The sequence below is a fragment of the Bacillus sp. FSL K6-2971 genome (assembly GCF_038006405.1).
Classification (GTDB): domain Bacteria; phylum Bacillota; class Bacilli; order Bacillales; family Bacillaceae; genus Bacillus; species Bacillus pumilus.
Genome location: NZ_JBBOVD010000001.1, coordinates 3,077,263 through 3,103,401, shown reverse-complemented (window position 1 = coordinate 3,103,401; position 26,139 = coordinate 3,077,263). Strand labels below are relative to the sequence as shown.

Genomic DNA, 26,139 nt, shown 5'->3' with positions numbered 1-26,139 from the left:
CTTTTAAGAAATAACATAACGTGGAGGCAATAATATGTGTGGGTTTGTTGGTGTGTTTAATCACCGTCCATTGTCCGAAACTACTGAGCAGGAAGAGTTAATTAAACAAATGAATCGTCTCATCGTTCACCGTGGTCCGGATGATGAGGGTTACTTTCATGATGAGCATGTAGGATTTGGATTTAGACGTTTAAGTATTATAGATGTTGAGCACGGAAAGCAGCCGCTTTCTTATGAAGATGAAAAGTATTGGATTATTTTTAACGGGGAAATTTATAACTATGTGGAGCTGAAGGAAGAGCTTGTGAAAAAGGGCTATACGTTCAGCACAGATTCTGATACGGAAGTACTGCTTGCCACATACCGTCATTATAAAGAAGAAGCGGCTTCTAAGCTTCGCGGCATGTTTGCATTTTTAATTTGGGATAAAGAAGCGCAGCAATTATATGGCGCAAGAGATCCTTTTGGTATCAAACCGCTTTATTTTACACAAATGGATGAGCAAGTGTATTTTGCGTCTGAGCGCAAAAGCTTGATGGCTGTGAACGAGAACATTTTATTTGATGAGACTTCATTGCAGCAGTACATGTCGTTCCAATTCGTTCCTGAGCCAAATACGCTTGATCAAAAGGTGCATAAAGTTGAGCCTGGTCATCAGTTTATTTTACGCCCAGGACAGGAGATCGAATTTAAGACATACTGGAAAGTTCAATTCAAGCCTGAGCAAACACAAGAACAGAAGTTAATCGAAGAAGTACGTGATGCGATCTATGATTCTGTGAAAGTTCACATGAGAAGTGATGTACCTGTTGGTTCATTCCTCTCAGGTGGTATTGATTCTTCCTTCATCGTGTCTGTCGCAAAGGAATTACACCCTGAACTGAAGACATTCTCTGTTGGCTTCCAGCAAGATGGCTTTAGTGAAGTCGATGTCGCGAAGGAAACAGCTGATAAGCTAGGCTTACAAAACTTCAGCGCCGTCATTTCTCCAGAGGAATATATGAACGAGCTTCCGAAGATTGTCTGGCATTTAGACGATCCTTTAGCTGATCCGGCGGCGATTCCATTGTATTTCGTGGCAAAAGAAGCGAAGAAACAAGTGACGGTTGTTCTTTCAGGTGAAGGAGCGGACGAGCTGTTCGGTGGATATAATATTTACCGTGAGCCTATTTCTCTTAAACCATTTGAATCTGTACCATCTATGCTGAAAAAGCTTCTTCTTCGTCTGGCTCGTTTAATGCCAGAAGGAATGAAAGGGAAGAGCTTTATCGTTCGCGGCTGTACGCCATTAGAGGAACGTTATATCGGTAATGCGAAAATCTTTGAAGAGCCAGTGAAGAAAAACCTCTTAAAGCATTATGATCCAAGCATCACGTATCGTGACGTAACGAAGACATACTTTGAGGAAAGCGCAGGCTACAGTGATATTAACAAAATGCAATATGTTGATATCCATACGTGGATGCGCGGAGACATCTTATTGAAAGCAGACAAGATGACGATGGCGAATTCTCTTGAGCTTCGTGTTCCATTCCTTGATAAGGTCGTTTTTGAAGCGGCTTCTAAAATTCCAGAAGAGCTGAAAACAAAAGATGGCACAACGAAATATTTATTGCGTAAAGCAGCAGAAGGCATTGTGCCTGACCATGTGTTAAACCGTAAAAAGCTTGGTTTCCCTGTGCCAATTCGTCATTGGTTGAAAAATGAGATGAATGCTTGGGCAAAAGACATCATCAAAAACAGTCAAACAGATGAATACATTAACAAAGAGTATGTGCTTGATTTATTAAATGAGCATTGTGCTGGTAAAGCAGATCATAGCCGTAAGATTTGGACCGTCCTTATCTTTATGATTTGGCACAGCATTTATGTGGAGCGCAGCATTGATCCAGAGCAGTTGAATCATCAACCGAAAGAAGTTATCTTTAGTTAATGAAAAAAGGTTTTCAGCACAAAGCTGAAAACCTCAGCGTGTAGACAAACCCTCGCATTCGGTGTCAGTCCTGCGTGCTGGTGCTCACGAATGTCAAATTCGCTCCGCGCCAGTACTCGTCCTTTCTAGACTGCAAAGGTTTTCTATCACGCAGAAAAGAAGACAAAGGGCTAAAATAAAAGTCATTTTAGCCCTTTGTCAACAATCTGAGGTTTTCAGCACAAAGCTGAAAACCTTTTTTGTTATGATAGAAAGCGGCGGAAAAGGGTAAAATAACAAGCGGTTCATAGTTATTGCTTAATATCCTGAAAAAAACATGATAAAGTGAAGATACGCGTATGATGTTAACGGGATATAAGGGAACGATAGTATTGTCCTTTTTCTACATATTCTCTACGGATTCTGTCCATGTCTTGGATATCTTCATCTGTTAACTGCCGGACGACCTTGGCTGGACGGCCGAAAGCGAGTGATCCTTTTGGAATGACCTTTCCTTGAGGGACAAGACTACCTGCACCGATAAAGGCACCTTCGCCAATTTCTGCACCATCGAGAATGATAGACCCCATACCAATGAGGGCATTTTTTCGAATGATTGAGCTATGTAATGTGACTTGGTGTCCAATGGTAGCACCATCTTCTATAAGAAGTGTTTTTCCAGGACTTTGATGCAGACAGGATAAATCTTGAATATTGACGTTTTTTCCAATTCTCACAGGAGCGACATCGCCTCTGATGACGGTTTGGAACCACACGCTCGAATATTCTCCAATCGTGACATCTCCAGTAATGGTGGCGTTATCTGCAACAAAGACCGATTCATGAATCTCAGGTGTAAACTGATGATATGGATAAATCACTTTTTCGACTTCCTTTCTTAATACAACATTTGTGAGGTGTTTACTTTGTGGACTTGGCATGCTGAAAGACCAGTTGGTACAATTGTGATTGTACATGGTGCGAGTGAATATCACGGCCGATATAAATGGGTGATCGAAATGTGGCGAAATGCCGGCTATCACGTCGTCATGGGTGACCTCCCTGGGCAAGGGACATCGACACGTGCGCGCGGCCACATTCGTTCGTTTCAAGAATACATTGATACAGTAGATGAATGGATCGAACATGCGAAATCATTCAGACTTCCTACTTTTTTACTTGGACACAGTATGGGCGGACTCATTTCAATTGAGTGGGTCAAGCAGTATACCCATACGAAGATTGATGGCCTTATTTTATCATCACCTTGTTTAGGTCTGCAATTTAAACCGAAGAAGCTAATGGATTTTGCATCAAAAGGTCTAAATGTGCTCGCACCGTCCTTTAAAGTCGAGTCAGGGCTGTCGATTGAACTAGCCACACGAAATCAGGCTGTGATTGAGGCAGACTCAAATGATTCCCTTTACGTAACAAAGGTGTCGGTTCGCTGGTACCGAGAGCTGATCAAAAATATTGATGCAGCCATGCAGCCTACGAATGTCTTTAAATCGATTCCGCTCCTTTTAATGCAGGCGGGCGATGATAAAATCGTCGATAAAACGAGGGTGATCAAATGGTTCAATGGCATTGAATCAACCAATAAATCATATCGTGAATGGGAAGAGCTGTATCACGAAATTTTTAATGAACCGGAAAGAGAAGATGTGTTTAAGGCAGCAAGAGCCTTTACAGATCAATATATTTGATGGTGAGCTTTTAAGTTAGGGGTGGATTGATTTGTCAGTACCAGAGCGTCCTTTTGCACTGATGACAAAGGTGTATAAAGATATTTTTCCGCTTGTTCATCAGGAGCTAAAAAAGTGGCGAGCTCATGCAGAAATGATTGAAAATGAAGAACTGCGAACGCAGGCATTAGCAAGCATATCGAGTAAAACCTTTCACTGCGAAGGCGGAGGTATTTTATCTCTTCTAGCAGGTGAGGCGAAAGAAACGTGTATTGAATTCATTGTGGCGTATCAAACCATCAGTGATTACTTAGATAACCTATGTGACCGCAGTACGTCGCTTGATCCAAAAGATTTTCATATGCTGCATCAAGCAATGAGAGATGCGCTTGATATTCATGCTGAGCTCAAGCCGTATTATCAATTCCGTGATGAGCAAGAGGATCATGGGTATTTACATGCGCTTGTCCGCACATGTCAAGACGTGCTGTCACGCCTTGAGCATTATTCGATTATTCAGCCGTATTTACACACGCTGTGTGATTATTATAGTGATTTACAAGTACATAAACACGTGGTCCCTCATGAACGTGTGCCTCGACTAGAGTCATGGTTCCGCCAATATGAAAAGGATTTGCCTAAGATGGAATGGTATGAATTTTCAGCTTGTGCAGGATCAACGTTAGGGATTTTCTGTCTTGTGGCGTACGCGCTGCAGCCGGACTTTACAGAAAAGCAGGCGAAGCAAATTTACGAAAGCTATTTCCCTTATATTCAAGGTCTGCACATTTTACTTGATTATCTAATTGACCAAGAAGAGGACCGGCTTGGAGGAGATCTGAACTTTTGCTCCTACTATGCCTCTCATCATGAGATGATGGATAGACTTCAGCATTTTATTGAAAAAGCGGATGAACAGCTGAAAGGCATTCCGCACGAAAACTTTCACAAATTAATTAACAGAGGATTATTGGCAGTCTATTTGTCCGATGAAAAAGTAACAGCCCAAAAAGAGATGAATAAGCTGGCAAAACGGCTGATCAAATCAAGCGGGAAAACATCGTTCTTTTTCTATATCAACGGAAGAGCTTACCGGACCTATCAGAAAATGCCTTGGATGAAATCCTCATAAAAAAGCTCAAATCCATTAGGATTTGAGCTTTAGCTTTTTTTCAATGGCGACCACAAAAGGCGGGTCGTTTTGAATATTCATGTATTGATATGATAAAACTTGTACCTCTTCATGAGGAAGTGATCTGCAATAGTCGAGAAGCACTTCTTTTTCTCTTTTCCCTTCTGGGTGTCCATGATAAATCACAAGGACGATCAGACCTCCGGGTTTAAGCCAGTCGAGGAGCTGCTCAATGGCTTCAATGGTTGTATCGGCATGAGTAGTGACGGCTTTATCGCCTCCGGGCAAGTACCCAAGGTTAAACACCGCACCAGAGATATGTGCATATACATCTCTTGGCAAGTGTTGAGCCAGTTTTTCATGACCATCGTGAATCAGATGAACATATGGATATCCCTCGCCAAGCCTTTGGCGCGTCTGCTGTATGGCTTCTTCTTGTACGTCGAATGCGAAAACTTGTCCATCATGACCGACAAGATCAGCTAAATAGAGTGTATCGTGGCCATTTCCCATCGTTGCATCAATGACGATGTCGCCTTTTTGACAAGCCCGTTCTAACAGCTCTTTACTAAAAGGGAGCATGCGTTTCAAGATCATTTTGCTGCTTCTTCCAATCTGACGAAACGTTTGCCTTGGTAGCTGTTACGTCTTTCAAGCTCAGCATTAATGGCATTTAATACTTCCCACTTATTTACACTCCACATTGGACCGACCATTAATTCAATAGGGCCATCGCCTGTAATACGATGAATAATCATTTCTGGCGGCAGGATCTCTAGCTGATCACAAACAAGCTGGACATATTCTTCCTGGCTTAGAAACTCCAATTTGCCTTTTTCATATTGCTTGACCATTGGGGTTCCTTTTAAAAGGTGAAGCAAATGAATTTTAATTCCTTGCACATCTAAATCAGCAACAGCTTTTGCTGTCTCCATCATCATGTCCCGGTTTTCAAGAGGCAAGCCGTTGATGATATGCGAGCAGACACGAATGCCGTGTTTTCGCAGTTTTTCTACACCTTCTACGTAGCATTCATAATCATGGGCACGGTTAATGAGCATCGCTGTCCGTTCATGAACCGTTTGAAGACCAAGCTCTACCCAGAGATAAGTGCGCTCATTTAATTCAGCTAAATACTCCACCACGTCATCTGGCAGGCAGTCAGGTCTTGTCGCAATAGATAAACCAACCACACCATCCAAATTCATCACGGTTTCAAATTTTTCCTTTAAAACAGGAAGCGGGGCGTGTGTGTTTGTATACGCCTGAAAATACGCCATATATTTTCCGTCTTTCCATTTTGTATGCATCCGGTCTTTGATTTCGTTAAATTGAGTGACGAGATCATCCGCCCGGTTTCCTGCAAAGTCACCAGATCCTGCGGCACTGCAAAATGTACAGCCTCCGTGGGCTACAGTACCATCACGGTTTGGGCAGTCAAAGCCGCCATCTAATGCCACTTTAAATACTTTATGACCAAAGTGCTCTCGCAAATGATAGTTCCATGTGTGATAGCGTTTTTCGCTGTTTGAATATAAAAAAGGGTTATGCTGATCCAAGTCAGTAACCTCCTTGCGTAATAATAGGCATCCTTAAAGTTTAACAAAAATCATGAAGGAGGACAATTGAATCTGTCCAACATTTTCTTTAGTGAAAAAGCTTTACGTGGGCAAAATAGGCGTGAGCAATGATGAAATGGAGGGAATGCAGGATGGCAACAAGGCAGTCGATCGACGAATTTATCCAAAAAAGTACTGAAACCCTTGAGTTTGCAAATGAGCAATTTGATTTGAACTTACGCCAAGAGCATTATAATGAGGACGAATTTTCTAAGGCGCAGCTTATGCTTGAAGATGCAGTCAACGAATTAGAAAAATTAAAAGATATCGCCAATGACCAGCAAAGAGAGCGGTTAGATAGGGCGCGTGTTCAAATTCAAAGCTTGCAAAATCAAATGATTTTAGGTATTTCTTACGACAACGAATGATAAACAGATCCTTTTTTAAAGGGTCTGTTTTTTATTTTTGATAGGCTATTGATTTTTTATTTGAGTGTCTATATTGTATTGAGTGTACTACATCAACTAATACACTAAAGACACTTAAAAAGTGAAGAAAGGTGTTCAACCATGAAAAAAGAAAAAAAACCAATCAATTTGAAGTGGATGGTGCTGGCTGTTGTGTTAGCATGTACATTTTTTTTCGTTCTCGTTTTCATTGGTTTTGAAGTTCAAAAAGATTTGATACTTAATTCAATCCCTTTAATGCAAGGGCATGAACAAGCAATAGGACTGCAAAAGCATGAATGAGGAAAGAGGGAGCCGTCATGATTCAAATAGATCCACGAAGCGCTGCGCCAATATATGAACAAATCATTGAGCAACTCAAAATTTTATGTCTAAAAGGTGTAATGAAGCCTGGTGACAAACTGCCCTCTGTCAGAGAGCTCGCCACTATTATCATCGCCAATCCAAACACCGTCAGTAAAGCATATAAGGAGCTTGAGCGGGAAGGGATTATTGAAACACTAAGAGGTCGCGGTACGTATGTAACAGTAGAGGCTCAGTTAAAGCTGAATGAAGGGAAGGTATTGGAGATGAAGGAGCAATTAAGACAACTCATTATAGAAGCTCATTATGCCGGTATTGATATTCAACAACTGAAGGAATGGATAGAAGAGATCGGCTCAAGTCTTGAGGGAGGAAAAAAAGTTGATTGAGGTTAGAAATGTATCGAAGACATTAAATGGTCGTGAAGTACTCAGTAACGTTTCCTTCAAAATAGGCGAAGGTGAGATCTTTGGTTTGCTTGGCAGGAATGGCTCTGGTAAAACAACACTTCTCCGCTTGATTCAGCAAATTCTTCTTCCAGATGAAGGAGAGATTTATTTTAAAGACGTGCTTGTGAAAGACCACCCGTTAGTAAAGCAAAATATTGTGTATATGCCAGTCGTCAATCCCTACTTTGACAGATACAATTACGGGCAGCTTGTCCAGCTGTTAAAGCATATTTATCCGAAGTTTGACGTGACATATGCCAATGAGCTTGTGAACCGCTATGAAATTCCGGAAAAAGTAAAATACCGTGAACTATCGACAGGGTTAAAAAAGCAGCTCTCATTAATTTTAAGCTTTGCGATCAAGCCAGCCGTGATTCTGTTAGATGAACCGACAGATGGTATTGATGCCGTCACAAGAAATGATGTTCTTCAGCTCATGATCGACGAGGTAGCGGAACGTGAAACGTCGATTCTCATCACATCGCACCGATTAGAGGATATTGAGCGTATGTGTAACCGAATCGGGTTTTTAGAAGGAAATCAACTCACAAGTGTCATGGATCTTGATGAATTAAAGAATGATTATCTCAAAATCCAGATGGCTTTTGAAGAAGATATGAACTTGAGTATACGAAAAAATGGTGTTGCTATATTAGATCAAGCTGGCATTTTTTATACAGCGCTTGTTCTTAAAACCGATGTAGAGGCTAAAGAGTACTTAAAGTCGCTGCAACCAAAAGTATGGCATGAACTGCCTGTCAATTTAGAAGAAGTATTCATTGCAAAGTTTGGAGGGAAACGGAGATGGTGAAGCGGCAATTATTATATAAGGAATGGAAGCAATCAGAGCTGACATTTATTTTAGTCATGCTGGTTGCGGTGTTTGCAACGCCCTTTGCATTCTTAATGGAATATTCGTCTTTTCAAACATGTCTAAAGGATGCAGAGTGTATTGTAGATTCACCGCGTTTTTCTTATTTCTTTAATACAGATGTGTTTCTCTCCCTTTCTTGGTTAATGGGGGTCTTCTTTGCTGTCATTCAGCTAGGATTTGAGAGAAATAAAGGGCATATGGACTTTACCTTATCTTTGCCGTTTAACAGAAGTACAATATATCATACAAAGTTTTTCTTAGGTGCTGGAATCATTGCAATCGTTCATGCCGTATCGTATGTTCTTACGTATTTACTTATTTTGGGACTGAATCCACTAGAGACATCTGGCTTTCATAGCGGTTATGTCATTTCATTTGTGACCTCCTTAATGTTTTATAGTTTATTTTTTGCAGCTGGTACTTTAACCGGAAGTTCCATTTCACAAGCAATTGTTGGGTTCAGCACAGCTATTTTACCCTTTTTAGTGATCGGATTACCGATTGTTCATTTAGATTTTATCTTGAAGACAAGTGGGGATTGGTTAGATAAGAGCTTCGTTCATTTGATATCGCCTATGTCTCCAATTATTTACATTACAACTGAACCTTTCCAATCTGATTATCCTCATTGGTTCTCGGGTGAAAAAATTATTATCCCTATTGTCATGATGGTTCTATTTTATCTAATTGGTTTAATTAGCTTTATAAAACATCCAATTGAACGAAATGGCCGTTTCTTTCTTTATCAAAAAATCGACCGGCCCATTCAGATTATGGTTATTGTCTTCGGTGTTCTAGGATTTGGCTGGGTTGGATTTTCTTCAGATAATTCTATATTTGGTTATATCGCTGGCATGCTTATTGGTGGAGCTGTAGGCGCACTAACAAGTTATTTCTTAATATATCGAAAAAGATAAACAGAGAGTAGGGGAGTAGAGATGATTCAGGTTCAAGCGTTAGATCATGTGTTTACAATTGGTAAAAAAGGCAGAGAGAATGAGATTCCTGTGCTAAAAGGGATTGACCTATCCATCAAAAGAGGCGACATTGCTTGTATTGTGGGTCGGAGCGGTTCGGGGAAATCGACCTTATTGAACTTAATTTCAGGATATATTACGCCAACGAGCGGACAAATTGTCATTGATGGGACCGATGTGACTGGCTTTAATGAAAAAGAATGGGCGGACTTCCGCTTAGATCATTTTGGTTTTATCTTTCAAAGCTTTCAATTGATCGGGAGCTTAACGACGTATGAAAATGTTGAACTTCCGCTCACTTTAAAAGGTGTGAAGCCGTCTGAACGAAAGGCGAAAGTAGAAGAAATGCTGAAACGAGTAGGTCTAGAACATCATGCAGGGCATTACCCGAATGAGTTGTCAGGCGGGCAGCAGCAGCGTGTGAGTATTGCAAGAGCCTTGATTTTAAATCCATCTATTATTTTAGCGGATGAACCAACAGGCAGTCTAGATTCAGAAACCGAAGGAGAAATTTTAGCCTTTATCCAGCAGCTCAATCGTGAAAAAGGAATCACGTTTGTTATTATTACACATGACGATGAAGTCGCTTCAATCGCAGATACCACGTTCCAGCTTCATGATGGTGTATTAAAGAAAGGGGAACAATCCATTGAAATTTAGAGATCAGGTCAAATTCATTAGAAGAAACATGAAGAAAAATAGATTGCGTGTGTTTATGACCATTCTTGCGACGACAATGGCATGTTCTTTCTTAATCGTTTTAGCATCTGTTGGTTTTGGTCTGCAAAAATCGGCGCAAGATGAAATCATGAAACAGCAAATCATCACAGAAGTGAAAGTGTTAGGCAAGGAAAAAGGTGACGTCAAAGTAGATGATTTAAAGAAATATGATCATGTGAAATCTGTCGTCTCGAGAACGGCGCTCATTCCAACGGTAAACGTCGAGCTCGATGATCGCTCAGGTGAAACGCAGGCTGCTCTAACCGATATGAAAGAAGAAAAAGAAGCAGGGCTTGAGCTAGACCGAGGGAAAGTCCCAACATCAGCGAACGAAATTGTGGTCGGGTATCATATGGCTGAACAACTGTGGACAAAAAAAGAACGCCAAGCCTATGAAAAAAAATTAAATCAGACATCAAATGGTGAAGAAATGCCAAAGGAGCCTAAGGGCTACACGAAAGATATTTTAAATAAAGTGATTCAAGTCAAAGTACCAAAACTCAATGAAGAAAATGAAGTCGTCAAAGAAAAAACATTTGATTTCCGTGTAGTAGGTGTGTTGAAAAAGCCGAATCTGGAGTGGCAAGAGGATCATAAAATTTTTATTCCGAATGCGTATGAAAAGGAATTTGGTCAAATACTCGATCTGTCTCCTGAAGCAGGAAATGTCGAGAAAATGACTTCTGTTTATGCAGATAAATTCGACAATGTCGGTGCACTCACGAATAAGCTGACAGATGAGGGCTACCAAGTCATCTCTGTGACGAATCAGCTTGAAGGTATGGATATGTTCTTTACAGTCTTCAAAATTGGACTTATTTTTGTTGGATGTATTGCGGTCATTATTTCTGCAATTGGTATTTTTAATACGATGACAATGGCAGTAACAGAGCGAACACAAGAGATTGGTATTATGAAAGCCATTGGCGCGAATCCATCGATTATCAAGCGAATGTTCCTGATGGAAAGTGCTTATATTGGGGCGATTGGGTCAATCATCGGAATTATCATCTCATATATCATTAGTTTCGCCGTCAATTTAATCATTCCAGCTATTTTGTCGTCCATGTCAGAGGGAGGGTCAAGTGATCAATTCTCGATCACCTTCTCCTACATTCCACTCAGCCTTGTGATTACGGCAACAGTGATTAGCGCAGGGGTAGCGATCCTTTCAGGGCTCAACCCAGCACGTAAAGCAACAAAAACGAATGTATTAGCAGCATTAAGAAGAGAAATCTAAAAAAAGAACCTCCTAAGGCACCCAATTGGGCTGACAGGAGGTTCTTTTTTTCGTGACAAAAATGGCTATTGCTTAGGTGCCCGGTACCCTGCACGCTCTGCTTCTTCTACGGAGCAAAACATTTTGGTTACATTTTTGGTTCTAGAGTAGTATCTGCTGCTCGGTGTGTGATAAATACCGTTGACACTTCCTTTAATGTTACAGGCTGCAGATTCTTTTTTTGTTTCCTTCTGTGATTCATGACCGCCTGTACTTTTTCCTTCATCTTTAGGAGCGGAGCGCTGAACGGTAGAAGACTCCGTATCGCTGCTATTTTTCTTGTTCTCTTTTTTAAGTGTTTCAATGCTTGAGGCAAGCTTGTCTATTTTCTCTTCAAGCGCTTGAATGGTCTTTTCTTGCTTTTTGACTGTTTCTTTTTCTGAGGTGATGGTTTCTAGCTTTTTCGCTAGTTTTTCTTTATCCTTTGTTGCGTCCTCTAAAGAAGCGGTAAGTTCCTCTTTATCAGCTTTTAAGCGCGTTATGTCAGATGTGAGCTGCTTTTGATCCTTTAACAGCTGTTCTGAAGATGGATCTGCTTGTGCCTTCGGTGCATCTGTGGCAGCAAACGGTAATGACATAATGGAAAAGATGAGACCCAAGATCAAGAAAGGATAAAATAGTTTCTTTGAAAAGATCTGCGCATTCTGGTGTTTGAGTAATAAGAAATTGACGGCATATCCTATGGCAAAACAAACACATAAAAGACCTATGATGAGTAACATCATCATCTAGTAGCCCCCCTACATCTTTCATTACACCTATCATACCTCATTTTTCCATTTTTAGGGGGCGTATCAACTAAAAAAACCCTGTTTTACACAGGGTTTTCAGCTAATGGTAATCCTTTGATTGCTTCCTTAACCGTCAAATAAGTGATTGTATCCTGAAAATCTGTATCCAAGTCTTTCATTTTCATTGCAAGCTGCGGTTTGATCCCTGTGATGATCAGTTCGGTTCCGGTTAGATTAAGAAGACGATGCAGCTTGAAAATGCGTGCTGCAACGGAATCATCGACATCGATTAAACCAGAAAGATCGACAATTAAATAATCATCCTTTGAATCATCTAATATACAAGTTAACTTCGCGACAATCGCATCAAAGCGTTCTTCAGATAGTTTTCCAATGAGTGGGAGAGCAGATACACCATTTTTGATTGGGACGATTGGCGTCGAAAGAGAGGTGACTTCCTGTAAGGAATCTTCTAGGAGCTGTTCATATTCTTTCTGTTTCGTAATATCCTTTTGAAAGCCAATGAAAAATGTTTTATCATCTTGTTCAATGTATAGAGGATCTATATTGAGTTCATTCCAAAAAAAAGTACCGTCTTTTTTATAATTTTTTAGCTGTGTGGTAATAGGTGTTTTATTCTGTATTCCATGACGTATTAAATCGAGCTGCTTTTGATCTGTGTCTTTCCCTTGAAGGAATCGACAATTACGCCCAAGAATCTCATCTGGTTTGTATCCAGTCATGTGTGTAAAGCCATGATTCACATAAACGATAGGGTTATCCTCTAAAGAAGGGTCTGTAATGACAACACCGATCCGCGCATGATCTAGCGCTTTTTTTATGAGTTCAAGCTGTTTTTGTAAGCCGAAGATGTTCGAGCTGACCATATTACCCTCCTTTGTTGCTGCTATCAGACATATCAAATGGTTGTCTTTTCAACCAAAGGTATTCCTTACTAACGTAACATAACATATGTTCTGTTTCAACGATTGCAATGGCTTTGTTAAATTTGTCATCATAGTTTGTCCTCCATTAGAATATAGTAAGTAAGGAGACTTTTCTTTAGAAAAAGAAGGAATCAATTGCTTATAATTCATAAAATGACATAAATAGTTAATATGAATTAGGTAAAAATGATTCCAATGCATCAAGATTGTTTTGGGTCATTCACATATAATGGAAGAAACAAGCTTTTTTTCTTCGTTAGAGAGAATAGACCTTTTACATGGATTATGACGGAACAGCAGAATGGCATTACAGGGGGCTGGACAGCCTGAAGTCGCTTTACTATTCTAAGGGCTTTAGGAAGGTGATGAAAATGCTGCAACAAGTCATTATTGCTTGCGCCATTGGAGGGGTCATGGGCATTCTCGGTCACGTAAAGAAAAAAGGCAGGCTAGAGAAGCCCAGAATGACAAAAAAGTTTATTTATTTAGGGTTTATTGAAGATTGGCTCGTTGGGATGATTGCCGCTACACTGCTTGTCTTATCCTCAAATCCCGATTCTAGTCTGCACTTGGTCATCTTATCAATTATTTCAGGTTACGGAGGAGAAGCAGTTCTGCGAAGCTTTGATTTTGTAAGAGAACAGCATTCACAGAATGCAGACTCCAACCGTCATAACCGATCTCCACACGAATAATATCCTCTACTTTACCCTGATCTAGGGTACATTCCCATTGTATACAAACCTGCTTGCACTTATGATCATAATTCTATAAAATACTACTTAGATGACGGTTACGATAAGAACAGTGAAGAGGAGTAGTAGGAAAGCAGTATTTGTCTTTAGAGAATTGACGGCTGGTGAAAGTCAATCAAATCTGCTTCTGAACTCGCCTCAGAGTTGCAGTTGCGTTAAAGCTTCTGTCGCATGTCTGCGTTAAAGATATTAAGTGAGCGTACAAACAGAAAGTTACGCTAACAAGGGTGGTACCGCGGGAACCAAAAAATCTCTCGTCCCTTTCCAGGGATGAGGGTTTTTTGTTGATTTTAGAAAAATCTGAATTCTTGCAGTGGTCATCTGAGCAGATACAGCCGTACATATTAAAGGAGGTTTTCACATTGAGTTTTCAGCATCGGGAAATTGAAAAGAAGTGGCAGGATTATTGGCTGACACATAAAACATTCGCCACATCTGACTCGGAAGATAAACCAAAGTTCTATGCACTTGATATGTTTCCATACCCATCAGGAGCAGGACTTCATGTCGGGCACCCTGAGGGCTACACAGCAACGGATATTTTATCACGCATGAAACGTATGCAGGGATATGATGTTCTTCATCCAATGGGATGGGACGCATTTGGTCTTCCAGCAGAACAGTATGCACTAGATACAGGGAACGATCCGGCGGTCTTTACAGAAGAGAACATCAATAACTTCCGCCGCCAAATTCAATCACTAGGGTTCTCATATGATTGGGATCGAGAAATCAACACGACTGATCCAAATTATTATAAATGGACACAATGGATTTTCTTGAAATTGTACGAAAAGGGATTGGCGTATATCGATGAAGTACCAGTGAACTGGTGCCCAGCGCTTGGTACAGTCCTTGCAAATGAAGAAGTCATTGATGGAAAAAGTGAACGCGGAGGGCATCCGGTTGAAAGACGTCCGATGAAGCAATGGATGCTAAAGATTACGGCATATGCGGACAGGCTGTTAGAAGATTTAGAAGACATTGATTGGCCTGAAAGCATTAAAGATATGCAGCGTAACTGGATCGGACGTTCAGAAGGTGCACATGTTCATTTCGAAGTAGAAGGACATGATGAACAGTTTACTGTATTTACAACGCGTCCTGATACATTATTTGGTGCAACCTATGCGGTACTTGCACCAGAACATGCACTTGTTGAAAAAATCACAACAGCTGCTCAAAAAGAAGCAGTCGAAGCATATATGAAAGAAATTCAATCTAAGAGCGACTTAGAGCGGACAGATCTTGCAAAAACGAAGACGGGTATTTTCACAGGCGCTTATGCCATCAATCCATTAAATGGTGAAAAGATGCCGATCTGGATTGCAGATTACGTGCTGGCTACTTATGGAACAGGCGCGATTATGGCGGTACCTGCCCATGATGAGCGTGACTATGAATTTGCCAAAACATTTGATCTGCCAATCAAGGCAGTTGTCGAAGGCGGAGACATTGAAAAAGAAGCTTACACAGGTGATGGAAAACACATTAACTCTGATTTCCTCGATGGATTAGGAAAAGAAGAAGCGATTGAAAAAGTCATTGCATGGCTGGAAGAACATCAAAAAGGCGAAAAGAAAGTCACTTATCGTTTAAGAGACTGGCTATTTAGCCGCCAGCGTTATTGGGGTGAGCCAATTCCAATTATTCATTGGGAGGATGGAACTTCTTCAGCTGTTTCTGAGGAAGAGCTTCCACTGATTTTGCCTAAGACGACTGAGATTAAGCCAAGTGGTACAGGTGAATCACCTTTAGCCAATATTAAAGATTGGGTTGAGGTTGTCGATCCTGTTACAGGTAAAAAAGGACGCCGTGAAACCAATACAATGCCGCAATGGGCAGGCAGCTGCTGGTATTTCTTACGTTATATTGACCCGCATAACTCAGAAGAGCTTGCATCTCCTGAGAAGCTAAAGAAATGGCTTCCTGTTGATGTATATATCGGCGGAGCAGAACATGCTGTACTTCATCTTCTATATGCACGCTTCTGGCATAAGTTCTTGTATGATATCGGTGTTGTTCCGACAAAAGAACCTTTCATGAAATTGTTCAACCAAGGAATGATTCTTGGGGAAAATAATGAAAAAATGAGTAAATCAAAAGGAAATGTCGTCAATCCAGATGATATCGTAGAATCTCATGGTGCGGATACATTACGACTTTATGAAATGTTCATGGGACCTTTAGATGCATCAATCGCTTGGTCTGAAACAGGACTTGATGGCGCTCGCCGTTTCCTTGATCGTGTATGGCGTCTATTCACAAATGAAGATGGCACAATCAGTGATAAAGTAACGGAGCAAACTGGAGGCGCATTAGAACGAAGCTATCATGAAACCGTGATGAAGGTAACAGACCATTATGAAGGCCTGCGCTTCAATACAGGGATCTCACAATTAATGGTGTTTATCAATGATGCCTACAAGGCTGATACACTTCCGAAAGAATATGCAGAAGGCTTTGTGAAACTACTTTCTCCAATTGCACCGCATGTAGCGGAAGAGCTTTGGAATAAACTTGGTCATGAAGGGTCTATTTCTTATGAAGCATGGCCGCAATATGACGAGTCAAAGCTTGTCGACGATGAAGTAGAAATTGTCGTACAATTGAATGGGAAAGTGAAAGCAAAATTAACCGTTCCTGCTGATGCAACAAAAGAACAGTTAGAAGAGCTTGCGAAAAATGATGCACGTGTAAAAGAACAGCTTGAAGGGAAAACCATTCGCAAAGTGATTGCGGTTCCTGGGAAGCTTGTCAATATTGTTGCGAATTAGTGATGACACCCATCGGTATGAACCGGTGGGTGTTCCTTATTTCCCGGGACATAATTTTGTCGAAAACAAGGTGATTGCACTATCGATCTCGTATGTTAACAGATGATCAACAAAAGGAGGAGTGACGTCAATGGAAAAGGAAAGCAAACGTGAACAACTGCTCAGTCTGTTAGGAGAAATGCCAGAACGCCATCGCGTGGAGGCATATACGTTAAAGATCGAGGATCGTGAATCGTACGTAGTCGAAACACTCATTCTTTCAATTCATGGTGTGGAGGAAGTGCCCGCTTATTTTGTGAAGCCAAAGGATACGGTGAAAAAAAGACCCGTTGTGCTCTTTCAGCACTCTCATGGTGGGAACTACGTCGATGGGAAGGAAGAGCTCATCAAGGGTGCTCATTATTTGCAAGAGCCTTCATATGCGAAAGAGTTCACCTCAAAAGGCTATAGTGTCCTGGCTATTGATCATGCAGGATTTGGTGAGAGAAGAGGAAGAACCGAAAGTGAAATTTTTAAGGAAATGCTTTTAACAGGGAAAGTGATGTGGGGCATGATGCTGTATGAAAGCATGTGTGCAATTGATTATGTGCTGTCTCGACCTGATGTGCTGCCGGACCGGTTAGCTGTTTTTGGAATGTCAATGGGCGGGCTTCTTTCCTGGTGGACGGCTGCGCTTGATGAGAGGGTCAGTGTGTGTATTGATCTTTGTGCACAGGTCGATCACCACACATTAATTGAAACGAACAATTTAGACAGGCATGGCTTTTATTACTATGTACCAAGCTTAGCAAAGCACTTTACGGCAGCTGATATTCAAGCAATGATTTTTCCAAGGCCGCATTTAAGCTTAGTTGGAAAACTTGATCCACTCACGCCTGCTGAAGGCGTCGCACGCATTCAAAAGGGATTGAGCCAAACTTATCAAGCGGCTTCATTGAAAGAACGGTATCAGCTTGTTGGTCTTCATGCAGGTCATTTTGAAACAGCCGCTATGCGTCACGAGGCCACTCGATTCTTAAAAAAATGGCTGTAATCTATAAAGGCTTGGACATACTACGTCATTAGAAAGGAGGAGACACATGAAGAAGATCACGATCATTGGCGGGTGCGGTGTGATCGGCCGTATTTTAACAAAAACGCTCTCTTCTGAGTATGAGATCACCATTATTGATCAAGCGAGCTGTGTAAAAGGAGTTATTATTGCAGATGCAACGAATGAACAGGAATTATATGAGGCGATTCCGCGAGATACAGATGTCATCATACACCTTTTAAACATGGAGATGACGCATGATGTGATGAATCATGAGGAGTTTGAAAAAATGAATGATATTTTTTGGAGGAGCTCTTATTCTATGTTTCGATCAGCTATAAGTCTCGGCATACGAAAAGTCATTTTTGCAAGCAGCAATCATGTGACTGATCGTTATGAAAAAGATGGACGCTCCTTACTAGGGAGACATATTACAACAAACGATGTACCTGCGACTAAAAATGTCTATGGCATTTTAAAATTTGCTTCTGAACAGCTAGGCCGTCTGTTCCACGATCAAACGGGAATGTCTGTTATCAATTTACGGATTGGAACGGTTGTGACAGATGAGATGGAGGCATTACACGAGAAAGAACGGACGAAACGAACACTTCTTTCACATGAAGATCTAGCAGGGATGATAAAGGCAGCGATTGAAACGGCCGTTCCCTTTGGGACATATTATGCCGTATCAGAAAACGAAGAAAAGCCTTGGTCTACGGAAAACACGAAGCAGGAGTTAGGCTACAGACCTGATGTGAATACGACGGAAATCCTTGAAGAAAATGATCGGGCGTAGGGCATAATCATGTCATTAGCTGATGATCTTATTCTTTTGTTTCATGAGCATAAAAGCACGACTGACAGGATCGACCCAGTTGGACTGTCAAGATGATTATAGACGCTTTCTTCCCCCATTTGTTACATTTTAATCACGATATCGTCACAGGCTGCAGCTTATTTTCGGATAAAATGATAACGCTTTCAAAGAAAGGGTGTGATGAACATAGATCGTTCTATTAAAGGCCGATTGTTCAACTTATTTAATTACTCTTTTCTACTCATGTTCGCATTAATATGTGTGCTTCCGTTCATCCATGTCATTGCAGCCTCTTTTGCTACAGTAGAAGAGGTCATCACGAAGAAGTTTATCTTGTTCCCGACCACGTTTTCTTTAGAGGCCTATCGGTATATTTTCTCTACGGATATTGTGTACCGCAGCCTTATCGTGTCCATTCTTGTGACACTCGTTGGAACAGCTGTCAGCATGTTTTTGTCCTCACTCATGGCATATGGGCTGTCTCGTCAGGAGTTAAAAGGCCGGAGAACATTGATGTTTCTCGTTGTCTTCACGATGCTATTTAGCGGAGGCATGATTCCGACGTTTATTGTGGTGAAAACACTTGGTCTACTTGATACCTATTGGTCACTGATTCTACCGGTTGCGATCAATGCGTTCAATTTGATCATTTTGAAAAACTTCTTTCAAAACATTCCGGCAAGCCTTGAGGAATCAGCAAAGATGGATGGCTGTAACGATTTAGGGATTTTCTTTAAAATTGTGCTGCCACTTTCTTTGCCAGCTATTGCGACCATTTCACTTTTTTATGCCGTGACGTATTGGAATACGTACATGACCGCCATCCTGTATTTAAATGATTCAGTGAAATGGCCGATTCAGGTACTTCTAAGGCAGATTGTCATTGTTTCGAGCGGAATGCAAGGGGATATGTCGGATATGGGATCATCCACACCACCGCCAGACCAAACGATTAAAATGGCTGTCATTGTGGTAGCCACCATTCCTGTTCTGCTTGTCTATCCATTTATTCAAAAGCATTTCAACAAAGGGGCATTACTAGGTTCTGTAAAAGGTTAAAAAGAAGGAACAACGGAGGGATCTTATGGGGAGAAAGAAATTATGGTTGATTGCGTTTGTCCTGTTATTTGCAGCAAGCGGTATTCTATCCGCATGTTCAAGCAAAGGAACAAGTTCATCAGATGAAAAGGTTGATTTAGACAAAAAAGTGAAGCTGACATGGATGGCCATTTTGTATCATCAGCAGCCGCCGAAAGATTCGGTTTTAAAAGAGATTGAGAAGCTCACAAATACAGAACTTGATATTACGTGGGTGCCGGATGCTGTGAAGGAAGACCGGTTAAATTCTGCACTTGCCGCCGGGAATTTGCCGCAGATCGTGACGATTCAAGACATTAAGAATTCGTCTGCTATTAATGCGTTCAGATCAGGTATGTTCTGGGAAGTTGGTCCGTATTTAAAGGATTATCCAAATTTAAGTAAGATGAACGAACTGATTAATAAAAACGCCTCTATAGACGGTAAGCTTTATGGCATTTATAGAGAGAGACCACTTTCAAGACAAGGAATTGTCATTCGAAAGGATTGGCTTGAAAATTTAAATTTGGATACACCAAAAACCTTAGATGATCTTTATGAGGTAGCGAAAGCCTTTACTGAAAAAGATCCGAATCAAAACGGAAAAGCGGATACAATTGGCTTTACGGATCGGAACGATTTGATTTATGGCGCATTTAAAACACTTGGTTCATATGAGGGAATGCCAACAGACTGGAAAGAAGAAAACGGCAAATTCACGCCAGACTTTATGACAGATGAGTACATGAATACGATGAATTATATGAAAAAACTGCGTGATAATGGCTATATCAACAAAGACTTCCCTGTGACAAGCAAAACACAGCAGCAGGAATTATTCTCACAAGGAAAAGCAGGAATCTATGTTGGAAATATGGTTGATGCTGTGAACTTGAGAGATGACGCGACAGATAAAAACATGAAAGTCGATATCTTGAACCGAATCAAAGGTCCAGATGGCAAAGAACGGGTGTGGGCATCAGGTGGTCATAATGGCATCTTCGCATTCCCTAAAACAAGCGTGAAATCAGAGGCAGAATTAAAGCGAATTTTGGCCTTCTTTGATCGCATTGCAGAAGAAGATGTCTATGGTCTCATGACGTACGGTATAGATGGTGAGCATTATAAGAAAGAAGAAGGGAATACATTTGTCAGGGAAGAAAGCCAAGTGAAAAGCTGGCAGACAGATGTACAGCCGCTTGTCAGTCTAGTAGGCATTGATAAACGTTACTTGAAAAATAAAGGGGATGCAGTTCGTACAAAATATGAAGAGCTAGAAGAAGACAATCAAAAGATCATCGTCGCCAACCCTGCTGAAAGCCTGTATTCAGAAACAGCCTCAGAACGAGGAAATGAATTGAAAAAAATCATCGATGATGCGACCTATAAGTTCATTCTTGGAGACATCAGTGAAGATCAATTTAAGAAAGATGTAGAGAAGTGGAAATCAAATGGTGGTCATAAAATCATAGAAGAATATGAAGCTTCCTTTAAAAAATCAAAATGATCAACATCAACACCCCCGCACAGTTAAAGAGCGGGGGTGTTTTTATTAAAAATCAAAGTTGTCTGGGTCTGGACCGATACGTTTGTTTTCATTTAAGTCAGAAAGACGTTTCATATCCTCATCAGATAAGACAAAATCAAATATATCTGCATTTTCTTTTAAACGATGCGCTTTCGTTGATTTTGGAATGGTAATGACGCCTTTTTGCACATCCCAGCGCAAAATAATTTGAGCAGGTGTTTTGCCGTATGTGTCCGAGAGTTCTTTGATCACCGGATGATGAAGCAGTTCCCCCTGCATTAGCGGTGACCAAGCTTCCATTTGAATACCATGTGTGTTCAAATACGTATAGAGTGCTTCCTGCGTTAGTTTTGGGTGAAACTCGACTTGATTGATGGCTGGTATGATGTCTGCATCTTTTAATAGTTCGTCTAGATGATGCGGCTGGAAGTTGCTCACACCAATGGCTCTAACCTTTCCTTCACGATACAAGGTTTCCAGCGCACGCCAAGCGTTTTTATATTTTCCTTCAACCGGCCAATGGATTAAATATAGATCCAAGTAGTCAAGCTGAAGTTTTTTCAAGCTTTCCTCATATGCTTGTAGAGTGGATTCATATCCTAAATCGGCATTCCACACTTTTGATGTCACAAAGAGGTCTTCGCGGCGCAGTCCTGTTTCTGCAAGACCAAGTTGTATGCCTCGTCCAACCCCTTCCTCATTGCCATAAATAGCCGCTGTATCAATACTGCGATATCCTATTTGAATGGCTGTTTTGACGGCGTCTATTAATTCTGCACCATCTTCAACCTTGAATACACCGAGACCAAATCCTGGCATGTGGACCCCATTGTTTAATGTTTTTGTACTTTGTAAATGATTCATTTTGAACACTCCTTAGATGGTTTGATTTTGTTCTTGTTGTTCCATTCGAAAACTAATCATCGTGAGAATCGCTGCGATGAGGACCATGATACCGCCGACCCAGCCTGTATGCACAAGCCCAAGAGTATCTGTCACGATGCCTCCTAAAAATGAGCCGATGGCGATACCAGCATTAAAGGCAGCAATATTCATAGCGGAAGCGACGTCGACTGCTCCTGGTGTGTATCTTTCTGCAAAATCAACGACAGCTACTTGAAGCCCTGGTACATTCATGAAAGCAAACAGTCCCATCAGCATGACGGTTGCGATGCCTAGCACCGTAAATCCAGCAGTCAAGCTAAGGATAAACAAAATGATGCTTTGGATGATAAACATGTAAATCAGTGCTTTCATTGGCTGCTCATTAGCAGCCTTTCCGCCAATGACATTTCCAGCTGCGATCGTGATCCCGTATAAAAGCAAGATCAATGCCACCGCCCCAGGCGCAAGACCTGTCACATGCTGTAAGAGAGGGGATAAATACGTAAAGACGACAAAGGTTCCTCCGTATCCTGTTGCTGTAATGACAAATAGAAGCAAGATTCTTTTTGTTTTTAATAAGACCGCTTGATCCTTAAATGATGTTTTCACGCCTTGCTTTAATTGAGATGGAACAAGAAAATAGTTAGATATTAGTGCAATCAGACCAATAATGACAATCACACCGAATGATGTCCGCCACCCGAGCTCATGGCCAAGAAATGTCCCGAATGGCACGCCCGTCACAGTAGCAACTGTTAATCCAGTGAACATGAAGGCAATCGCACTTGCCCGTTTTTCTTTCACTACAAGTCTTGCAGCAATCGTAGAGCCAATGGACATAAAGATTCCATGGGACAAGGCTGAAATGATCCGTCCGATTAAAAGTACTGAAAAGGTCGGAGCCATCGTGGCAAGTGTATTTCCAATCAAAAAGACGAGCATAATGAGCAAAAGCAATGTTTTTCTTTTCATCGTTGAAGTCAGAGAAGTCAAAATAGGCGCGCCGAATGTCACACCAAGTGCATATAAAGAGACGGTCCAGCCCGCCTGGCTGACGCTCACTCCAAAGTCCTCCGAAATCATTGGCAAAAGACCGACACTAATAAATTCAGTGGTTCCTATAGCAAAAGCACTAATAGCTAGTGCGAGAAGGGCAAAGTGGTTTTGTTTTTTCTTCATGAATCAGTTCACATCCTTCTGTGATGACATTTTGATAGACGAAGCCGATCGGCAAGAGTTATTATCTAACATAGATGACGAAAAAAAAAGTACGTACTTTTTTGTAATATAGGTACTAAAAAGTGCCTGTTCGTATAAAGAGGAGTGAGGATTTAATGGAAAAGAAAAAATATAATATCTCCGTGGAAGCGACCCTTGAGGTCATTGGCGGAAAATGGAAGTGCGTGATTTTATGTCATTTAACACATGGGAAAAAACGTACAAGTGAATTGAAGCGGCTCATGCCAAACATCACACAAAAAATGCTTACACAACAGCTGAGAGAGCTTGAAAGTGATGGGGTGATTAACCGGATTGTGTATGAGCAAGTGCCGCCTAAAGTGGAATATGAATTAAGTGAATACGGTCAGTCGCTTGAAAGAATTCTCAATGCGCTATGTGATTGGGGAGCAGCTCATATTGAACGTGTGTACGGAGAGCCGCTTTCAGTGCTAGAAGACAGCATTTTAAATGAACAGTTTAAATAAAAAAGTCCCGCTTCCTATGAGAGCGGGACTTTTTGTCTTATATGCCTTTTTTCTGGTCACGGTATTTGCCAGGGGTCGTGCCTTCTAGTTTTTTGAAGGAACGGATGAAGTTTTGCGGGTTTTTATATTTCAGTTTTTCCGAAATTTCTTTGACGGACATATCGGTCTCCACGAGCCAGTTTTTGGCGACATGGTGTCTGTAGGATGAGAGATATTCACTAAAGGAAATATCCATTTCCTTTCTAAAAATACTGCTTAAATAATTTGGGTTGTAATGCAGGCGTGTGGCAATTTCATCCAATGTGAGATCTGAGTCGAATTCTTGATGAATGATATGGATGATCTTTTCTGAGATGTTTTTGTATTGTGATTCCTCGCGTGCACCTAGCTGGTCAATAATCGGCCGAATGATCTCATGTTTCAGCCATGCTTCGGTATCTTCAAACGTTTTAAATTCAAAAATCGTATCATACAGCATTTTATTGTCTTCGACCTCAAATAATTCAATGCCAAGCAAATGCATCAGCTCAATCAAATTGTTTAAAAAACGGGCGAGGGCGATATGGTACTCGTGCGGTCCTGCATTTTTAGAGAAAATGGATTGCAGGAGCACATGTAAATAGTGATCTGCCTTGCCTTGATCACCTGCTTTCATCGCATCAAATAAATCATGCTGCAGCTGCTTTGGAAAATGGGTTTTAAACGTTTTTCCTTGCTGGATATGTTCATATAAGATAATGGACTTTTTCTCTGCTTTGAGTCTGTATTTTAAGGCCTCTTTTCCTTCAATGTAAGCCTGTTTTGCCATCGTGAGCTCCTGAAACTGGCGGCTGATTCCGATGCTGATCGATAAACCAAGCTGTTCCTCGATACGCAGCTGAATCGTTTCCGCTAATTGGTTTAAATATTCAGTAAACTCTTCATCTGACTTTGAGTGATTTAGGATAATCGTCGTTTGATGCTGATTGACAACTGTTGGCTGAAGGTGCTCCTCTTGCGGAATAATCTGCTCAATCAGTCCATTGATCGCAAATAAAAGTAAGTCAGCATCCTTTTTTTCATAAGGTGTTCCTTTTAGCGTATCAATTTGGGTCACAAGCATGGATAAGTGAGACCAGTCCTGAGGGAATCCTAAACTTTGGAACCGGTTGTTAATCTCTTCTTCTGTCAATTTTCCGAGTAATAGCCGCACCATAAAGTATTGCTGGAGGTGCGTGACTTGCTGCTCAATACGTTCCTCTAAATCATTGTTTTGATCCTTCATTTGTTTAATACTCGATTCAATCAACTCAAATTCATTTTGAAAAGGCTGCTTTTGCAAAAAGGATTCATTGCGTGCAAAGGACTCATATAACAAGCGGATTGGTTTATAAAAATGTCTGGACCCAAACCATGAAAATAGTAATGAAAGCGCTAACAAAATAAAGCAGATAATAAAGGTGATCCACCCAATTGATTTCGTTTGTGCCTTGAGTTCTGGTATGGAAACAAAGGATAGGTACGTCCATTCGTTATAGTCTGATTTTTGAAACGTAATTTGATAGTTTAGTTCCTCGATCTTCATGTTAAATTGACCTGATCGCTCTTCACGTGATAGGACATGCTTGACGAACTCTTGATTTTTCAAGGATTCACCAATTTGTTCTTTGCGGTTATGTAACAGCACTTTTCCATTAGTATTAATGACAAACATACTGTCAGATTGAGAGAAGTCCGGCATATTGTCAGCAATCATGCAGCTCGGAATGCTGGCGACAGCGATCCCTTTTTTCTGGACACTGTTCATAGGGAGTTGTTTGATTAAGTTCACATTGTATTTGCAAAAGGAGGCTTTTCCTTCTTTTGTCGCAACAAGTGGATTATTCTCTTCAAGTGCCCAGCTGGAATGACTCGGAATATTGAGGTAAGAGGTGAGCGCTTTCTCTTGGTCTCCACTTGTGACATGATAAAGCCCCGAATTGTTCATGTACCAGTCTTCCATTTTACTGACGAGCGTAATATTGGAAAGATCGGTGTCAAAGGTTTGCAGGTAGTTCAGTTCCTGCTGTACTTGATTATAAAGCTGGAATTGGTCTGGATTTAAAGGTTCTGCCAGTGTTTGAAGGAGAGGCGGCGAACTGACATAGTGAGTGAGAGAATGATCAACTGTCTTTAAAATATGCTCAATATTGGATTGCGTTTGTTTAACGCTGTCCAGCTTTTCATTTGAGATATTTTCGAGTGCTGTTTTTTGTGAATGCTGATAAGAAAAAATACCGACAATGATGACAGGAATCGTACTAAGCATGAAAAAAAACGTGACGAGCTTGTAATAAAATTTATATTGCCTTCTTTTCATAAAACCCCCCATTTCAAACGGAACAATCTTTTCCTCTTTATTTATTAATCCAAAAATCTGGTAGGTTTGTCAATAATCATTTTCTGAGATTAGGATCATTTTCTCATGTTTTATGTAACGTTTTGAGTAGCTTCCCCTAAGTAAATATGATCTGATGATATGATTGTAGACGGATTTTTCATCCT

The 26,139-nt window shown here is 40.9% G+C and carries 25 protein-coding genes and 1 other annotated feature; of the genes, 17 read left to right on the top strand and 8 right to left on the bottom strand.

The features are described from left to right. Positions 1-34: 34 nt before the first annotated feature. Complete coding sequence (gene asnB, locus MHI33_RS16550) at positions 35-1,933, top strand: asparagine synthase (glutamine-hydrolyzing) (protein WP_044142155.1); 1,899 nt, start codon at positions 35-37, stop codon at positions 1,931-1,933. 344 nt (positions 1,934-2,277) lie between these two features. Here the strand turns inward: asnB and MHI33_RS16545 are convergent, their stop codons facing one another. Beyond that, a complete protein-coding gene (locus MHI33_RS16545; protein ID WP_012010975.1) occupies positions 2,278-2,793 on the bottom strand; it encodes a gamma carbonic anhydrase in 516 nt (171 codons plus the stop codon). Positions 2,794-2,838: 45 nt separating this feature from the next. Here MHI33_RS16545 and MHI33_RS16540 point away from each other — a divergent pair, with 45 nt between their 5' ends. Together MHI33_RS16540 and MHI33_RS16535 are read left to right on the top strand one after the other, a co-directional pair. After that, complete coding sequence (locus tag MHI33_RS16540) at positions 2,839-3,618, top strand: alpha/beta hydrolase (RefSeq protein WP_065098653.1); 780 nt, start codon at positions 2,839-2,841, stop codon at positions 3,616-3,618. A gap of 31 nt (positions 3,619-3,649) precedes the next feature. Then, a complete protein-coding gene (locus tag MHI33_RS16535; RefSeq protein WP_065098652.1) occupies positions 3,650-4,729 on the top strand; it encodes a tetraprenyl-beta-curcumene synthase family protein in 1,080 nt (359 codons plus the stop codon). Between the two features lie 15 nt (positions 4,730-4,744). Here MHI33_RS16535 and MHI33_RS16530 read toward each other — a convergent pair whose 3' ends face one another. Then, complete coding sequence (locus MHI33_RS16530; protein WP_065098651.1) at positions 4,745-5,326, bottom strand: class I SAM-dependent methyltransferase; 582 nt, start codon at positions 5,324-5,326, stop codon at positions 4,745-4,747. Continuing rightward, positions 5,323-6,288: a TIGR01212 family radical SAM protein gene (locus MHI33_RS16525; protein ID WP_012010971.1), complete on the bottom strand. Its 966-nt coding sequence runs from the start codon at positions 6,286-6,288 to the stop codon at positions 5,323-5,325. The genes MHI33_RS16530 and MHI33_RS16525 overlap by 4 nt, the downstream gene beginning before the upstream one ends. A gap of 152 nt (positions 6,289-6,440) precedes the next feature. Here MHI33_RS16525 and MHI33_RS16520 point away from each other — a divergent pair, with 152 nt between their 5' ends. The 7 genes from MHI33_RS16520 to MHI33_RS16490 all read left to right on the top strand — a co-directional run bounded on the left by MHI33_RS16520 (position 6,441) and on the right by MHI33_RS16490 (position 11,318). Continuing rightward, a complete protein-coding gene (locus MHI33_RS16520; protein WP_340912655.1) occupies positions 6,441-6,716 on the top strand; it encodes a YtzC family protein in 276 nt (91 codons plus the stop codon). Positions 6,717-6,857: 141 nt separating this feature from the next. Further along, positions 6,858-7,037, top strand: a complete 180-nt coding sequence (locus MHI33_RS16515; protein ID WP_003217546.1) for a hypothetical protein — start codon at positions 6,858-6,860, stop codon at positions 7,035-7,037. Positions 7,038-7,054: 17 nt separating this feature from the next. Then, positions 7,055-7,447 carry a GntR family transcriptional regulator gene (locus MHI33_RS16510; RefSeq protein WP_065098650.1) on the top strand — a complete coding sequence of 131 codons (393 nt, stop codon included), beginning with the start codon at positions 7,055-7,057 and terminating at the stop codon, positions 7,445-7,447. After that, the gene (locus MHI33_RS16505; RefSeq protein ID WP_044142161.1) at positions 7,440-8,318 is read left to right on the top strand and encodes an ATP-binding cassette domain-containing protein; all 879 of its coding nucleotides are present in this window, start codon (positions 7,440-7,442) and stop codon (positions 8,316-8,318) included. Before MHI33_RS16510 ends, MHI33_RS16505 begins: the two co-directional genes overlap by 8 nt. Then, a complete protein-coding gene (locus tag MHI33_RS16500) occupies positions 8,312-9,298 on the top strand; it encodes an ABC transporter permease subunit (protein WP_185107185.1) in 987 nt (328 codons plus the stop codon). Before MHI33_RS16505 ends, MHI33_RS16500 begins: the two co-directional genes overlap by 7 nt. Before the next feature lie 21 nt (positions 9,299-9,319). Then, complete coding sequence (locus MHI33_RS16495; protein WP_044142163.1) at positions 9,320-10,018, top strand: ABC transporter ATP-binding protein; 699 nt, start codon at positions 9,320-9,322, stop codon at positions 10,016-10,018. Continuing rightward, entirely contained in the window at positions 10,008-11,318 is a 1,311-nt protein-coding gene (locus MHI33_RS16490; RefSeq protein WP_340912651.1) for an ABC transporter permease, read from the top strand. Before MHI33_RS16495 ends, MHI33_RS16490 begins: the two co-directional genes overlap by 11 nt. Before the next feature lie 65 nt (positions 11,319-11,383). On the opposite strand, the gene MHI33_RS16485 is transcribed toward MHI33_RS16490, so the two are convergent. Both MHI33_RS16485 and MHI33_RS16480 read right to left on the bottom strand, forming a co-directional pair. Beyond that, complete coding sequence (locus MHI33_RS16485) at positions 11,384-12,085, bottom strand: sunset domain-containing protein (RefSeq protein ID WP_065098646.1); 702 nt, start codon at positions 12,083-12,085, stop codon at positions 11,384-11,386. A gap of 86 nt (positions 12,086-12,171) precedes the next feature. Then, entirely contained in the window at positions 12,172-12,975 is an 804-nt protein-coding gene (locus MHI33_RS16480; protein WP_003217570.1) for a PAS domain-containing protein, read from the bottom strand. A gap of 425 nt (positions 12,976-13,400) precedes the next feature. Here MHI33_RS16480 and MHI33_RS16475 point away from each other — a divergent pair, with 425 nt between their 5' ends. The 6 genes from MHI33_RS16475 to MHI33_RS16450 all read left to right on the top strand — a co-directional run bounded on the left by MHI33_RS16475 (position 13,401) and on the right by MHI33_RS16450 (position 21,004). Then, on the top strand, positions 13,401-13,730 hold the full coding sequence (locus MHI33_RS16475) for a DUF4257 domain-containing protein (RefSeq protein WP_223250657.1): 330 nt from the start codon (positions 13,401-13,403) through the stop codon (positions 13,728-13,730). Positions 13,731-13,833: 103 nt separating this feature from the next. Beyond that, positions 13,834-14,055: a binding site (T-box leader), on the top strand. Between the two features lie 97 nt (positions 14,056-14,152). Further along, positions 14,153-16,567 (top strand): leucine--tRNA ligase, encoded by a 2,415-nt coding sequence (leuS, locus tag MHI33_RS16470; protein WP_065098645.1) that lies wholly within the window; start codon positions 14,153-14,155, stop codon positions 16,565-16,567. A gap of 130 nt (positions 16,568-16,697) precedes the next feature. Further along, the gene (locus MHI33_RS16465) at positions 16,698-17,600 is read left to right on the top strand and encodes a dienelactone hydrolase family protein (RefSeq protein WP_111911352.1); all 903 of its coding nucleotides are present in this window, start codon (positions 16,698-16,700) and stop codon (positions 17,598-17,600) included. Positions 17,601-17,646: 46 nt separating this feature from the next. Further along, positions 17,647-18,399, top strand: a complete 753-nt coding sequence (locus MHI33_RS16460) for an NAD-dependent epimerase/dehydratase family protein (RefSeq protein ID WP_340912645.1) — start codon at positions 17,647-17,649, stop codon at positions 18,397-18,399. Positions 18,400-18,618: 219 nt separating this feature from the next. Next, positions 18,619-19,479, top strand: a complete 861-nt coding sequence (locus MHI33_RS16455; protein ID WP_087976618.1) for a carbohydrate ABC transporter permease — start codon at positions 18,619-18,621, stop codon at positions 19,477-19,479. Positions 19,480-19,504: 25 nt separating this feature from the next. Next, a complete protein-coding gene (locus MHI33_RS16450; RefSeq protein WP_065098641.1) occupies positions 19,505-21,004 on the top strand; it encodes an extracellular solute-binding protein in 1,500 nt (499 codons plus the stop codon). 45 nt (positions 21,005-21,049) lie between these two features. Here the strand turns inward: MHI33_RS16450 and MHI33_RS16445 are convergent, their stop codons facing one another. Together MHI33_RS16445 and MHI33_RS16440 are read right to left on the bottom strand one after the other, a co-directional pair. Further along, the gene (locus MHI33_RS16445; protein ID WP_185107175.1) at positions 21,050-21,889 is read right to left on the bottom strand and encodes an aldo/keto reductase; all 840 of its coding nucleotides are present in this window, start codon (positions 21,887-21,889) and stop codon (positions 21,050-21,052) included. A gap of 12 nt (positions 21,890-21,901) precedes the next feature. Further along, positions 21,902-23,089, bottom strand: coding sequence for an MFS transporter (locus tag MHI33_RS16440; protein WP_340912639.1), 1,188 nt, complete (start codon positions 23,087-23,089; stop codon positions 21,902-21,904). 155 nt (positions 23,090-23,244) lie between these two features. Here MHI33_RS16440 and MHI33_RS16435 point away from each other — a divergent pair, with 155 nt between their 5' ends. Then, positions 23,245-23,616, top strand: a complete 372-nt coding sequence (locus tag MHI33_RS16435; protein ID WP_003217763.1) for a winged helix-turn-helix transcriptional regulator — start codon at positions 23,245-23,247, stop codon at positions 23,614-23,616. Positions 23,617-23,653: 37 nt separating this feature from the next. Here the strand turns inward: MHI33_RS16435 and MHI33_RS16430 are convergent, their stop codons facing one another. After that, a complete protein-coding gene (locus MHI33_RS16430) occupies positions 23,654-25,954 on the bottom strand; it encodes a helix-turn-helix domain-containing protein (RefSeq protein WP_340912636.1) in 2,301 nt (766 codons plus the stop codon). Positions 25,955-26,139 lie beyond the last annotated feature (185 nt).